The 13,990-nt window shown below is 44.6% G+C and carries 11 protein-coding genes; 4 read left to right on the top strand and 7 right to left on the bottom strand.

Annotated elements, in window-relative coordinates; genetic code table 11:
* The first annotated feature begins 93 nt into the window (after positions 1-93).
* The 3 genes from AB0L18_RS26230 to AB0L18_RS26220 all read left to right on the top strand — a co-directional run bounded on the left by AB0L18_RS26230 (position 94) and on the right by AB0L18_RS26220 (position 5,688).
* Positions 94-915 carry a cyclase family protein gene (locus tag AB0L18_RS26230; protein ID WP_367390288.1) on the top strand — a complete coding sequence of 274 codons (822 nt, stop codon included), beginning with the start codon at positions 94-96 and terminating at the stop codon, positions 913-915.
* A gap of 138 nt (positions 916-1,053) precedes the next feature.
* Positions 1,054-2,859 carry a PQQ-dependent sugar dehydrogenase gene (locus tag AB0L18_RS26225; protein WP_367390287.1) on the top strand — a complete coding sequence of 602 codons (1,806 nt, stop codon included), beginning with the start codon at positions 1,054-1,056 and terminating at the stop codon, positions 2,857-2,859.
* A 1,311-nt stretch (positions 2,860-4,170) separates the two neighbouring features.
* Complete coding sequence (locus AB0L18_RS26220) at positions 4,171-5,688, top strand: GH3 auxin-responsive promoter family protein (protein WP_367390286.1); 1,518 nt, start codon at positions 4,171-4,173, stop codon at positions 5,686-5,688.
* On the opposite strand, the gene AB0L18_RS26215 is transcribed toward AB0L18_RS26220, so the two are convergent.
* Positions 5,680-6,228 carry a hypothetical protein gene (locus AB0L18_RS26215; protein ID WP_367390285.1) on the bottom strand — a complete coding sequence of 183 codons (549 nt, stop codon included), beginning with the start codon at positions 6,226-6,228 and terminating at the stop codon, positions 5,680-5,682. The two genes, AB0L18_RS26220 and AB0L18_RS26215, sit on opposite strands and share 9 nt — an antisense overlap.
* 193 nt (positions 6,229-6,421) lie before the next feature.
* Here AB0L18_RS26215 and AB0L18_RS26210 point away from each other — a divergent pair, with 193 nt between their 5' ends.
* A complete protein-coding gene (locus AB0L18_RS26210) occupies positions 6,422-6,688 on the top strand; it encodes a hypothetical protein (protein WP_367390284.1) in 267 nt (88 codons plus the stop codon).
* A gap of 18 nt (positions 6,689-6,706) precedes the next feature.
* Here the strand turns inward: AB0L18_RS26210 and AB0L18_RS26205 are convergent, their stop codons facing one another.
* From AB0L18_RS26205 to AB0L18_RS26180, 6 genes are all read right to left on the bottom strand, one after another.
* Complete coding sequence (locus AB0L18_RS26205; RefSeq protein ID WP_367390283.1) at positions 6,707-8,245, bottom strand: hypothetical protein; 1,539 nt, start codon at positions 8,243-8,245, stop codon at positions 6,707-6,709.
* Between the two features lie 12 nt (positions 8,246-8,257).
* Positions 8,258-10,048, bottom strand: coding sequence for a hypothetical protein (locus AB0L18_RS26200; protein WP_367390282.1), 1,791 nt, complete (start codon positions 10,046-10,048; stop codon positions 8,258-8,260).
* A gap of 33 nt (positions 10,049-10,081) precedes the next feature.
* Complete coding sequence (locus tag AB0L18_RS26195; RefSeq protein WP_367390281.1) at positions 10,082-11,353, bottom strand: VWA-like domain-containing protein; 1,272 nt, start codon at positions 11,351-11,353, stop codon at positions 10,082-10,084.
* Between the two features lie 17 nt (positions 11,354-11,370).
* A complete protein-coding gene (locus AB0L18_RS26190; protein WP_367390280.1) occupies positions 11,371-12,570 on the bottom strand; it encodes an AAA family ATPase in 1,200 nt (399 codons plus the stop codon).
* 75 nt (positions 12,571-12,645) lie between these two features.
* A complete protein-coding gene (locus tag AB0L18_RS26185; RefSeq protein WP_367390279.1) occupies positions 12,646-13,344 on the bottom strand; it encodes a VOC family protein in 699 nt (232 codons plus the stop codon).
* A gap of 275 nt (positions 13,345-13,619) precedes the next feature.
* Positions 13,620-13,850 (bottom strand): LuxR C-terminal-related transcriptional regulator, encoded by a 231-nt coding sequence (locus AB0L18_RS26180; protein ID WP_367390278.1) that lies wholly within the window; start codon positions 13,848-13,850, stop codon positions 13,620-13,622.
* Positions 13,851-13,990: the final 140 nt, after the last annotated feature.

Genomic DNA, 13,990 nt, shown 5'->3' with positions numbered 1-13,990 from the left:
AAATATACCTAGGTCTTTTTTACCACTTAACATGATCTTATATTAATTTAGGAAACAGCTATATCGGCGTGAAAATCATTTTATAAGAATTCTATGAATAAATTACTACTTGTTGTATTGACCCTTAGCCTAGGCGCTTGTCAAACAACGAACAAGGAGTCCCGACCTATTTTTCCTGATGGGAAATGGATAGACCTTACCTACGCATTTTCCGAAGAGACCATCTTTTGGCCGACGGCGGAATCTTTTCGTTTGGATACCGTTTTTGCGGGAATCACGGATGGTGGTTACTATTATTCTGCTTTTCAATTTTGTTTGGCGGAGCATGGCGGTACGCACCTGGATGCCCCTGTTCACTTTTCGGAGGGCAAGTGGTCGGTAGATCAAATTCCGTTAGAGCGCAGTATTGGGGAAGCCATTGTTGTGGATGTTTCTGCGGCAGCGCTGGAAAATAGGGACTACCAAATTTCGGTTGCCGATATGGAGCATTGGGAGGCTACTTACGGGCAGGTGCCGGAGGACGCGATTGTTCTTTTTCGGACGGGTTACGGAAAGTTTTGGCCAGATCGAGAGGCCTATATGGGAACGGCAGAACGAGGCCCCGAAGCTGTAGCAAAGCTCCACTTTCCCGGTATCGCTCCTGATTTAGCCCAATGGTTGGTGAAAAACCGGCGCATCAAAGCAGTCGGGCTGGATACCCCAAGCTTGGATTACGGGCAATCTACCTTGTTTGAAAGCCACCAAATCCTGAACGGTGAGAACATCCTGGGATTTGAAAACCTGGAAAACCTGGAGCTTCTGCCTCCCGTCGGAACTTACGTCATCGCTTTGCCGATGAAGATCGCCGGGGGTAGTGGTGGGCCGTTGAGGATCGTAGCTTTGGTGTCAGATCAGCCGGGGTTATATGAGGAGTAGGGTGTTTTTTCTAAAAAAAGCTTTATCGATTTTTTTCGATGAATCTGTCAGTTTCGTGTCTTATGCTAAGGTTCCTGCTTATGCCTTGCCGTGAAATGACTATCTTTCCTTGAATACTCATCAACCTTCCAACCTGTTATGAAAAAGTTGCTTCTACTCTCCCTCGTCCTGATGATAACTGCTTTGGCGCAAAGCCAAACACTGGAACTGGTCCCCTACGCTACGGGATTCAGCTCGCCAGTAGATGTGACCCACGCGGGCGATGAGCGTTTATTTGTCGTGGAACAGAGTGGGCGCATAAAAATAATTGATGGGACAGGAACCGTACTGGGAACACCATTCTTGAATATCAGCAACCTGACCAATAGTGGCGGCGAGCGTGGCTTGCTGGGGCTGGCTTTTCACCCTGATTATGCGGAGAACGGTTACTTTTATGTGAATTATACCGACTTGTCGGGCGATACCCGCGTGGTGCGTTATAGCCGGAGTGCGGATGACCCTAATATCGCTGATCCCAACAGCGCCATGCAGGTCATCTTCATTGATCAAACCCAAGGTAACCACAACGGCGGCTGCATCAAATTTGGCCCCGATGGCTATCTGTACATTGGTATGGGCGACGGCGGCGGTGGTGGTGATACGTCTAACAATTCACAAAACACGAACCTTTTGCTGGGCAAAATGCTGCGTCTGGATGTAGACAGCGAAACACCCTATGCTGTTCCAGATGACAATCCATTTGTAGGCGATGCAAACTTAAGAGACGAAATATGGGCCATTGGTCTGCGCAATCCCTGGCGCTTCAGTTTTGATCGTGAGACCGGTGACATGTGGATAGGTGATGTGGGGCAGAACGCCTTTGAAGAAATTGATTTTCAGCCTGCGGATAGCCCTGGAGGAGAAAATTATGGCTGGCGTTGTTACGAAGGCAATAGTCCCTACAACTTGAGTGGCTGTACTGGCGATTATGTTTTTCCTGCGTACTCCATTCCGCATACGACGGGTGTATGTTCCATCACCGGAGGCTTTGTTTACCGGGGGACAGCCTACCCGCAGTTGGTGGGTAAGTATATTTTCGCCGACTTTTGCTCGCGCGACTTTTTTATGATTGAGCCCGATGGTGACGGTGGCTGGATCGGTCAGCTAATTGGAGAATATCCCTATTCCATTACCTCTTTTGGCGAAGGCGCGGATGGCGAGCTCTACTGTACCCATTATGCCGGACAAATTTTGCAGGTCACTTTTGATGCCTGCTCCAATTTTTCGGCAGGCATAGAAGTGACGAGCGATGCCTGTGCAGGCGAGGCCGATGGTAGTGCCACTGTTGAAATCAATGGGGGTAATCCTCCTTATTCGATCAGCCCTTCTTTGGATTTTGCTAACCTTGCTCCGGGCGAGTATAACCTCACCATTACGGATAATGGCGGCTGTAGCATTCAGGAATCATTTATCATCAGTACCCTTCCACTTCCCGGCTTGACGATCGGCGTAGACGGTAATGAGTTGACAGCTCCAGTGGATTTTGTCAGTTATCAATGGTTACTCAATGGTACTGAAATCGAAGGTGCCACCAGCAATACTTATCTGGCTGTAGAAAGCGGTAATTATTCCGTGTTGGTAACGGCAGTGAATGGTTGTAGCAATACCTCTGATGTAGTAAATGTGATGGTAGTGGACTTGGACGCTCCGGCGACGCTTGAGGAGTTACGCCTGACCCCAAACCCCTTTACCAGTGAGCTGACCCTTGCGTTGCGTGTATCGGAAGCCACTGATTTTCATTTGGGTCTTTTTGCCCTGGATGGAAAGCTGGTTTTTGAACGCTCAATTAGCACCACCAAGGAGTGGAGCCAAACACTTGAGCTGGAACACCTTCCCGCGGGTGTCTATTACTTTAAGCTAACGACACAGCATGGTGCGGTGATGCGGAAGGTAGTGAAGCAATAGGGGTAGCTAGTTGTTTGTTGTTTGTTATTGACAAGATACGGTCCAAGTCGGAGATCGGAAGTGGGAAGTCGGAAGTGGTGTGACACACGAGAACCAAGAGGAGCGTGCGTCACTAGGTTTCAAATACTTCTCCTTTCCGACTTCTCGTACGGAGAGTAATTTGTACTTCCGACCTCCGATTTTCCCCTTCTGACTTCGGAAAATACCGCCCTAATCGTACCAATACGATCATACGATTTGAGTCCAAGTCGGAGATCAGAAGTGGGAAGTCGGAAGTGATGTGACACACGAGAACCAAGAGGAGCGTGCGTCACTAGGTTCAAATACTTCTCCTTTCCGACTTCTCGTACGGAGTGTAATTTGTACTTCCGACCTCCGACTTCCCCCTTCTGACTTCCGAAAATACCGCCCTAATCGTACCAATACGATCATACGATTTGAGTCCAAGTCGGAGATCGGAAGTGGGAAGTCGGAAGTGATGTGACACACGAGAACCAAGAGAAGCGTGCGTCACTAGGTTCAAATACTTCTCCTTTCCGACTTCTCGTACGGAGAGTAATTTGTACTTCCGACCTCCGATTTTCCCCTTCTGACTTCGGAAAATACCGCCCTAATCGTACCAATACGATCATACGATTTGAGTCCAAGTCGGAGATCGGAAGTGGGAAGTCGGAAGTGATGTGACACACGAGAACCAAGAGGAGCGTGCGTCACTAGGTTTCAAATACTTCTCCTTTCCGACTTCTCATGCGGAGAGTAATTTGTACTTCCGACCTCCGATTTTCCCCTTCTGACTTCGGAAAATACCGCCCTAATCGTACCAATACGATCATACGATTTGAGTCCAAGTCGGAGATCAGAAGTGGGAAGTCGGAAGTGATGTGACACACGAGAACCAAGAGGAGCGTGCGTCACTAGGTTCAAATACTTCTCCTTTCCGACTTCTCGTACGGAGTGTAATTTGTACTTCCGACCTCCGACTTCCCCCTTCTGACTTCCGAAAATACCGCCCTAATCGTACCAATACGATCATACGATTTGAGTCCAAGTCGGAGATCGGAAGTGGGAAGTGATGTGACACACGAGAACCAAGAGAAGCGTGCGTCACTAGGTTCAAATACTTCTCCTTTCCGACTTCTCGTACGGAGAGTAATTTGTACTTCCGACCTCCGATTTTCCCCTTCTGACTTCGGAAAATACCGCCCTAATCGTACCAATACGATCATAAGATTACCTTTCCTCCCCACCAAAATCATCTGCGAACATCTTTTCCTTTTTGTGAGTTTCGTTATTATACCAACTTATTCTCCTATGCCAATTGTCGGAAATCTGATCAAAACTGCGCTTGAGCTCAACAGTAAACTGCAAAGCCTTCCCGAAGATGCACGTCAGGCACAATCAGATCAGCTGCAAGGGTTGTTAGAAAAAAGCAAAGCTACTGCGTTTGGTTGCTACCACGGCTTTTCAACAGCGCTCGAATCCGACGACCTTATTGGGGCTTTTCAGCAGCAAGTACCTATTCACGACTACAATAAGCTTCACCAGCGGTGGTGGAAACAGCAGCAAGATTTCCCAGATATCACCTGGCCGGGACAGCCCAAGTACTTTGCGCTCAGTAGCGGTACAACAGGTAAAACGAGTAAGCGTATCCCCGTTACAGACGATATGCTGGCTAGCTTTCGGACTGTGGGGCAATCGCAAATCGCCTCGCTGGCCAACTTTGATATCCCTGCCGATTTTTTTGAAAAAGACATTTTGATGCTGGGGAGTTCTGCCGACTTGAGCGAGCACAAGCAGCATCTTGAAGGCGAGATCAGTGGCATCAATTCGCTCAATATTCCAGGTTGGTTTGATAGTTTTTACAAACCAGGAAAAGAAATTGCCCAGATCAGTGATTGGGATGAAAGAGTAGCCGCTATCGCCAAGGCTGCTCCAGAATGGGATGTGGTGGCTATTGCCGGTATCCCTTCCTGGGTGCGGATGATGTTGATCAAGATTATCGAAGTTCACCAGTTGGAAACCATCCACGATCTGTGGCCCAACCTACGTATTTATGCCAGCGGAGGGGTAGCTTTCGCACCACATCGTAAGAGCTTTGAGCAACTACTCGCCAAGCCACTTACCATCATGGATACTTATTTGGCTTCGGAAGGATTTTTTGCGTTCACTGCCCGGCCGGATACGATGGCAATGCAGTTGGCCGTAGAACATGGTGTTTTTTACGAATTCATTCCCTTCGACGAGCGTGGCTTTGACGAAACAGGGAAGTTGTTGGACGATCCACTAGTGCTGCATTTAGGACAGGTCGAAGAAGGGCAAGATTATGCGTTGCTGGTCAGTACTCCTGCGGGAGCTTGGCGTTACCTGATCGGAGATACCATCAAGTTTACCGATTTGGCACGTTTCGAAATGGTGATCAGTGGGCGTACCAAGTACTTCCTCAATGTGGTTGGGAGCCAATTGTCGGAGGAAAAACTGAATACGGGCATTGAGCAACTTTCCGATGAACTGGGCGTAGAGATCAACGAGTTTGCCGTAGCAGCTATCAAGGAAGATGGCGAATACCTGCATCAGTGGGTATTAGGAACCAACAAAGATATTGATGAACAGGCCGCTGCCCAGCGTCTGGATAAGCTCTTGCAAGCCCTTAATAAAAATTATAAGGTAGCACGTAGTAAGGCCCTCAAAGCAGTTCGGGTAAAAGCAGTTCGCCCCACCCAGTTGTACAGTTGGTTGGAAGCCCGAAAGGATAAAAAGGGAGGCCAGATTAAGTTACCAAAAGTGATGAAAGAAAAAATGATGGTTAAATTAATCAGTCATTTAACTTAAATCTTGTTCTTTAGCTTGCAAGATGGTCTCCAATTCTGTGGGGGAAAGGTAATATTTTCGGATACGTTGCTTGTAAGTGTCGGGGAGTTTAGACTGTTCTAGAATATAGTGCTTGGTTGCCATCAGTGCGTCCCCAAAACCGTGGTCAATGGCGTAGAGATCAGCCCTTCTTTCGGCTCCCATCCGGTAGTTGGGTACGGCCAGGTAGCGAACCAGGAAAGAGATCATATTCAGTGCTGAGCGTTCGCGATAATCCATAATATGCCCCAATTCGTGGGCAAACCAGCCTGTGAGCACTTCTTGGGGCAGCTCTTCTATTTTGATATATTCGCGTAGTTGGAGATGGTCACTGGTTTGTACCCGATAGTGTCGGGTAGCGCGGTGCCAGAACGCCCAATTTATAATGGGCTGTGCGCGCATGGTGTAGTTTTTCAGCGAAAGCTGCTCCAGCGTAAAGGGGTGATCATGAAGTGCCTTAAATCGCTGATAGGTCTTAGTGAAAGTATCCTCAATGTGCTGGCTGGTTATATTCTTAAACACAAGTTTTTGCATGAAAAGACAGGGACTTTATTCTTTAAACTCTTCTAGGATAGCTCGTGTTTGGCGGGAGTGAATTTACCAGGAGTTCATTAGCTATGGAGGTATTCAATTTGGTGAAAGTCTGGCCAAAGAAATCTATCTTGTTGTCCTTATTTGTAAAGCTTTATTACATCACTGTTAGCGTTTTTATTCCATGCAAAAATTCTCTTCTTTCGTTGCTTCAGAGGCACTTAACCTCTCCGTCGGTTACCTGGCTGGACTTTGTGCCTCTACGCTGGTTTCTCGTTTCTTTGTCAAGAAAGGACTGGTCAATATATGGGGGTTGGCCGCCCGCCGGGAAGCACTCCAAAAAGATGATTACGAATGGTTGCTGTTTATTGCTTCCTACGTGATTGGATTGGGGGTGTTGTTGCTGGTGCAATACGGGATGCGGCGACTGCGAGGGCAGCGGATGGTCTGAGCGAGAGGTGCTGAAAAATTACTGGTCCGCTAGCTTTAATCCTTCTGAAAGAATTGTATTAAGACGAAGGTTAGATTGGGAATTCATCCGCTTTTCGTAAGAATATCTAACCTTGTCTACAAAACCCAGTTCCTGCATGATCTTGTTGATTGTAGTAGCAGCCAGCCAAGAATTATCTATGCTTTTTGATGCTAACACAGGCAATAGATCATCAATAAATTCCGTACTGCGATCACTTAGTGCATAACGTCCTGCCAATATAATAGCATATTTCTGTTGTAGACTAACTTCTTTTGTAATTGCTGCTTTCACAATAGGCTTCAAGTCGTGATCTAGCGGATACAAGACCTCTTTTTTTAGCATCAGTTCCGAAAAAAGGAAAACAAAAGTATGGACGTTTTCTGAACTATCTTGTGCCCATCTACTGATTTTTATCGCTAACTCTTGATTGTTATAGTATCTACAAATTTTGGAAAAGGAAGATACGATAGGATCATAATAGCTCGTGATCTTGTATTTTTTTAATTCAAAAAAGCGAATAAGGTAATCTAGTAACCAAATTGGTGAAGGTTGATGTTTGCTAGTATTTAGATGGTTAGCAAAAAGCGATAGAACCCTTTGGAAATGTTCCGCCCAATTGTCTTGTGCTAAAACAGTGATCAAATAATCAACGATTTCCTGATCTTCTACTCCTCGCTTTTTAATTAAATCACAGGCTAGTGCCCCATGGTCTTTATCCAATAAGTTATTCCAAGCCAATGCCAGTACCTCTTCTTTGTCAGAATCTCTAAGGGCTTCTAGGATGGCTTTTTTTTCGTTATAACTAAGAGAAGTACGCTTTGCGTGTTGGAGAAAAAGCTGGTGCGTATCGTCGTGTTTATAGGCTGAAAGTCCAATGATGATATTTTCTATTCCCTTATTGTTGTTTTTATCTTCATAGGCTGCTAAAAGTAACTTTTTGGCTGCCGCTTGGGGATAAATTTTCAGCGATTTATAAGCTTGAAAACGTTGTTCATCTGTAAGTACAGGTATCCAATCTAGAATCATTTCTCCAACACCAGGTGTTCGAAAAGATCCATGATACTCAATAGCAACACGTAGTTTTTCCGGATTTCCTAAAAACAAATACTCAAGTGATTCAAGCTTTGCATTCTTGCCGTTATTATAGAATTTCCTAATGCTTTGGACACACTCTGCAAATGTAACATACCATATATCAGTAAGTTGTGATAGTGAAATTTGCCGTGGAGGTAAACCAATTTGTTGACGAGCATGAACAATTTTATCGAGTAATGGGCGTAAATCATCTCCTTTCCTAAGCTCCAACATTTGGGCAGCAACAAAGTATCGAAAAAGCCGTCGATAACCTTCTACTTTAGGTGCAATTACTTCCCAGTCTTTGCCTAATATCAGTTTTTGGGCAGCTACAGGAATATCCCCAAAAAGATTTTTCACCTGCTGTACTTCACCGTGTATATTAGAAGTTATCTCATAATCAATCGCGTGTCCTTCTATCTCAAAAGTGATCAACGCCTGCACTGTTTCATTTGGTTTCATATGGATGGAGAGCTATTGCTTACGATAAGGTTTTCCTTGATGCATTAGTGCCAATAACCAGTCTTTAAAGCGAACCGCCCAATGGCGTTTGTTTTTTACTTTAGCTTGATGGGTATTTATGTTTTTTTGTAAGCCCTCCATTAAGGCATGATAGCTCGCAAAATCGTTGTTGCCAGAGGAAGTTAATTGATGGAAATCATCTTGAATACGAATGGCAAATCGCTGTTCTAACCACTTAAATACCGATTGGTCTGCAGACATTTTGAGCGCAATGAAAATTTCATTTCGTGCTTCCCAATTTTTTACGATTTCAGTATTTTTCAGAAGCTTCAAATAGGGTTTTGTGACAGCTTTTTCGTAGCCGATCTCCCTCATTATCTCATTGATGGCTTTAAGGATATGTTTAAAATGATGCAAATTTTCGATGTTTAATACTTCAAGCAGTTGAGTGATTACCTTTTTGTCGTTTTGAGCAATTGCTAAGCCTTTTAGTAAACTAACTGCGGTGTAGAAATGTGGGCTAGTATTCTCGGTAATAAGTTCTTCCACTTTTTTTCTCATCGTAGGTAGAGGGAGTGCTTTTGGGTTGTATTGCAATAAATTAGCGGACACCATCAAGGCAAACTTCTTTTTCGTGATATTTTCTTCTTGGAAAATCTCGTACAAGCGTTTAGGGAATTGATTGTTGTAAACGCAATGCAAGATTATTGATATACTGTAATATTTACTGAGATTCGGTTCTATAAGAAAAAAGTTCTGATACAAGTCTAATATCTCATCCCCGCTAGGAAGCAAGTAGGGGTTTCCGTTAATGTAGATTTTGCTTAGTGTTTCAAAAAGGCACTCGAAATTGTTTTTATCTCTGGTTGAATTCAATACTGGCCAAATAGCTTCAAAAATTGCTAGATCGGAAATTCCACGATCTTTTAATAAATCATAGGATTGAAGAGAAGCATCAGACTTCGTCAATCCTTGCCACGCAATGTCGATCACTTCTGGCTGCTCAAAGTTAGCGAAAATGGCAAAGAAAAAATTTGTCGATAGCCAGCGCTTTGTTCCAAGACTTTTCCAAGCGTCCAGCGTGAGTTGGTATATGACCTCATCTTTATAAGCAGATAATCCGTAGAGTATGGATGAGAACATTTTACTCTCGTTGCCTTCTAATTTTTCGTAAGCCTTTAATAGAAAGCTTCGGGTATCCTCACTTGGGAAAGATTTTAGGGCACGATAGGCAGCTGCCTTGTTTTCATCGGATAAAATAGGAATTTTGGCCCGCAACAATTCCTCAGCTACTGAAGTTGGATGTTCAGATTGATGCCTGATGACCTTAAACAATATTTTTTCGTCTTTGTCCTGAAAGAGAAACATCAAGGCGCCGTAGCGCTTATCTTTCTTGTCTTTGTTGTAGGCTGCCAGAAGTAAACTGCTTTCTTTCCAAAACGCCCTATGCCAGGGGTGCGTTAAATCTTTGAGATGATGGCTTTTTGGCGAAAGCCCGGCCGACTGGCGCAACTTTACAAGCTCTTCTATCAATGGCTGTAAATCTTCTCCCTTGCGCATTCCCACTAATTGCGCGGGTACATAAAAGTGAAATAATTTGCCCCAAGCTTCGATCTTGGGCTTAATTATCTCCAAGTCCTTAATCATCGTCAACCGTTGAGCAGCTTCCGGTAGCTCTAAAAAAAGACTTTTTACCTGCTGTACTTCACCATGAATATTACTGCTAACTTCATAATCAAAGGAATGACTGTCGATCTCGATAGTGATGATAGCAGAAACAACCTTTTTATTATTTTGAGTCATTCAGAGAGATTTTAAAAAAAAAGATAATGGTAATCAAAGCTTCGCTAAATCAATGCCAATGACAGAAGCGGTATTAAACGGAGGCATTGGAGGAGTAGGGTAGGAGGTTCCTCCTCGATGGAAAATACCAAACAATAAGCTTACTTCCGGCTTGCTTGTCGGCCATGGCGTAAAACCATCCGTTAATACAATTATGACATCAGGTTTCCTGGACAATTCCAAGGCTGCCTTTATTCCAGCGTTCATGTTTGTTCCACCGCCGCCGCTGAGCTGATGAAGTTTTATGCGCTCACTAGAAGTATTGATCTTTATTGGCTCGTAAGCCCTGGCGTCACATGGAATAACGGTCACGGGTACACGTAGCCGCTTCATAATACCACAAACCTCTCCCGTAGCTTGCGCTAACATTTGGGCTGAGATGGATCCAGAGGTATCCACCACTACAGCTATTTCCATCTCAATATCGCCAGAGAGACTTGGAAGAAAAATGGGGTGGTAAGCTGATTGACGACGACTAAAGCGCTGGTAGGAATAGTCTAGCCTTCCCCCTACACTGAGCTGTAACGCCATTTTTACCCGATGCCGCAATACCTTGCGCCAGTCTACCTTAGGTTGCAAGATTTCGTCTACCCACCGTTTCCAATTTGCGGGTATATTCCCTGGAGCTTGTTTCAATTGCTGTGCAACCTCTTTGCGAACCAACGATAATACCATGTCATTTATCACATTTTGCCTCGCCGTTCCGGGGGCAGATCCGAGTTCCCATATTCGGGAATGACTGTGCACTCCGCTACCTTCGTCCATCACTAAGTCGAGTAGTCTTTGTAGCCGTTCACTTTTATCTCCTTCCTTTCTCAGAAGGCTGTAATAGTTCTCCGCTAATTGACCATTAGGCAGCAAGTAATCTCTGGGAAGTAAGCCCGGAAAATCCGTAGGCATAAATAAGCCCTCCCAATGACCATCGTTGATTTCAAAGTCAGCCGCGATATTCCATAATTGAGCAGAGAAGCCATTTTCCCTTGCGCGTTCTGCATGGCGTCTTAAAATGTGGCTTATTTCGTGAATCCATAAAAAGCCGAGTTCACGGAGTGATTTTTTTCTTTCGGAAGCACTAATTTTCGCAACGACGAAAGGATTGAAGTAAACGTTCATCTGTTGATCAATACCCGCGATGGGTACTTGTTCCGTAATTACAATGCTACACCGATAGAGAGCCGGCGCAAACCAAGGAAGTTGCTCTGCAGCATAAGCCCTACTGAAACGAAGAATAGACTCTTCTGCCTTGTATTTACTGGTCTTTTCCATACCTCGTATTAGCTCTTTTACGATTCGAATACGTCGATAAAGTCATTCAATCCTTCATCAATAAATAGCGATTGAATAGCAGCCAGTACCACTGCTTTATCTTCATTTGAGCGTCTTTGTGCTTGGCCTAATGTTTTTGTCAGTAATCCTTTCTGACAAATATGTTTCAAGCTAGGGTAGATAACATCTCTTCGTTCATCAGCAAATACGGTTTGCACCAAAGAGAAATATACTGTTGCTAGATCTACCAACTTCTCATGGGTGAAATGACGTTCCAGGTAATGCCCTAAGGCACCAAAAAAGACAAAGACCTCACTGTCGTTAAGCTGTGGCAAATCTATTTGTGTCTTTTGGGTAAGGATTTCTTCAGGGTCAGGCAAGCGTAATTCTAGTAAAAAAGAAATAAAAGCGACACCTAAGCCTTCCCCGATACATCCGCGAACAAGTTCCAAACAAGCCGTGCTGGCGATCGTCTCCGGCATTGGTGCTTCACCTTCTATTTCACAGGTAGCCAGCAATGCAGCCAGGTATTCCCAACTTCGGGGACTAGCAAAAGCGAATTCATCTTCTTCCATATCTCCGTGTAGAGCATCAGGCATTTGTCGTAAAAATGCAGCAATCTTCAACTTCCAATTATCCATAAGGATACGGTGTTGGGCAATTGGAATTTTGGGTGAATCAGGTTGAGCAAAACCATTGGTCATGCCAGCCAAATAAACATCCATAGGTAAATCCCATTGGAGATGTACAAAGCGATTTCGAAGAGGAGGGCTTAGATCCCATCCTCCAGTCATCATATCAGGTGGATTGGCGGCGGCAATCACCCTTACGTGATCCGGCAGGGGAAAAAATCCCACTTTTCTTTCCAACACAACTCTAAGCAAAGCTGCTTGTACTGCTGGAGGAGCAGTTGTTAGCTCATCAAGAAACAATATTCCTTGTTTTTTTTCTGCAAAATAGTCCAACCATTCTGGTCGGGCATAATGCACCTTGCCATCTGTAAAAACAGGCAGTCCTGAGAAATCTGTCGGGTCATGAATAGATGCAATGAGTGTTAATACAGGAAAGTCATCTTTGGCCAAGGCTTCCACAAAACTAGATTTACCTACTCCAGGGCGACCCCAAATCAATGTAGGGATACCGATATGTCCTTTGGGTGAGGGCGTTTGCATCGCTAAAACGAGGGCGCGGGCTCCGGCGGGGAGTAATTCTTTCATAACTATAAAACTAAGCCAAAGCTATTTTTGAGGCTCGGAAAATACTATTCTTTTCTTAAATCACAAGAATACTTATCACAATATTACCCTGCCTAGCGGAGATTCAATGCTAAGCGAGATGGCTGCTTGGTCTGCTTTTTTTACAGAAAAGCCAATTGCTAATGTGCCAAACAAACTTTCAACAAGCATTGGTTCCGGATGATAAAGGATGAGTTCATGCCAGAAGCATTTTTCCTCCAATCGTTCTGTAGGATGAAAAGCCGAAGCTCCCCAATCCACCATAAAAGGTACTACCTCTACCTCGGGTTCCGGCAAGGGTAAGAGCATTTCCCAAGCGAGGAGTTCACCGGAGGCAGTTTGGCGCTTTCCACTCCACTGCTCTCCCATTTTTGGGTCGTAGGCTTTCAGGAGTGCTTGATCTTTAGCCAGGTTCTCCGACTTCAGGCACCAACGCGTGATTTGTGGCTTTTGCAAGACATCTAAGCCCATCCAGCGAGGAGGGGCCACACGGGTATTCCATTCGTCGATAGCAATGATTTCGAGGTAGCAGCCTTTTCCCAAGTTTAGCAATGCATTTTTGGTGCCTCGATCTTGGTGGTGTCCACCAAAAACAGGAGCTATACCCAGTAATTGAGTAAAATCAGCGATGGCACGGTCAAGGTCAAAAACGGCGTAGACGATATGGTCGATGGTGCGGGGCATGCGTTTGTTGATGGTTGATTGTTGAAAGTAGGGAAATACATTAAGATTTGCCAGAGAAGAGACAAATATCATAGAGGAATGTTGACGACAATCAACACATCAAGCAGGCGAAACGACCAATTTTAAGAGGCTAAAACCACCAACTGTTATTTTCTAAAAAAACCAGCTCACCTCCCCACTTAATAACAGACCACACATGTTTGGCTAAACAAAAACCTGCATATCAAGAGAGGTGTCCCCGGTGAGCTGGCGAAAGTTTGTTAGAAAAAAAACAGTTTCTAGGTGTTTACATTTCTTTTATCAAGTCTTGTAAGCAAAGACTTAAGTAGAGACAGCGACCCTTGATGCTAAGGATTTATCCAACCTCGATCCAGGGCGTATTTATAAGCATCAAAGGTGCGCTTTGCTCCTACACGATGGCGAGCACGACGCAGGAGTGTGTGCACGGTGTGCTTACTGAGTCCCATCCGATCCGCAATCATATCTTCCCCAGCGACTTCCGACCATATCGTCAACACGTCCAATTGTCTTTTTGTGAAAATCACATCTGTGTTATCTTTGGTTGTATCATTGTTCATGAGTAGCCTCTTTTGGTTACATTGTTAGGTTGCTATTGTGACATAAAGATGGGACTCCTTGAATTTTTCTTCTCGGACATTTTTTGTCGATTTTCACTCGAAAATGCTACAAAAATAACCACTAAATATTGTTTTTTAAA

Source organism: Lewinella sp. LCG006 (assembly GCF_040784935.1).
In the GTDB taxonomy this organism is placed as follows: Bacteria; Bacteroidota; Bacteroidia; order Chitinophagales; family Saprospiraceae; genus Lewinella.
This window is presented reverse-complemented; position numbering and strand designations above follow the sequence as displayed.

Excerpts from the sequence above, each read along its gene's own strand:
- AB0L18_RS26230 (WP_367390288.1), top strand. The coding sequence starts at position 94 with ATGAATAAATTACTACTTGTTGTATTGACCCTTAGCCTAGGCGCTTGT.
- AB0L18_RS26225 (WP_367390287.1), top strand. The coding sequence starts at position 1,054 with ATGAAAAAGTTGCTTCTACTCTCCCTCGTCCTGATGATAACTGCTTTG.
- AB0L18_RS26220 (WP_367390286.1), top strand. The coding sequence starts at position 4,171 with ATGCCAATTGTCGGAAATCTGATCAAAACTGCGCTTGAGCTCAACAGT.
- AB0L18_RS26210 (WP_367390284.1), top strand. The coding sequence starts at position 6,422 with ATGCAAAAATTCTCTTCTTTCGTTGCTTCAGAGGCACTTAACCTCTCC.
- AB0L18_RS26205 (WP_367390283.1), bottom strand. The coding sequence starts at position 8,245 with ATGAAACCAAATGAAACAGTGCAGGCGTTGATCACTTTTGAGATAGAA.
- AB0L18_RS26200 (WP_367390282.1), bottom strand. The coding sequence starts at position 10,048 with ATGACTCAAAATAATAAAAAGGTTGTTTCTGCTATCATCACTATCGAG.
- AB0L18_RS26195 (WP_367390281.1), bottom strand. The coding sequence starts at position 11,353 with ATGGAAAAGACCAGTAAATACAAGGCAGAAGAGTCTATTCTTCGTTTC.
- AB0L18_RS26190 (WP_367390280.1), bottom strand. The coding sequence starts at position 12,570 with ATGAAAGAATTACTCCCCGCCGGAGCCCGCGCCCTCGTTTTAGCGATG.
- AB0L18_RS26185 (WP_367390279.1), bottom strand. The coding sequence starts at position 13,344 with ATGATATTTGTCTCTTCTCTGGCAAATCTTAATGTATTTCCCTACTTT.
- AB0L18_RS26180 (WP_367390278.1), bottom strand. The coding sequence starts at position 13,850 with ATGAACAATGATACAACCAAAGATAACACAGATGTGATTTTCACAAAA.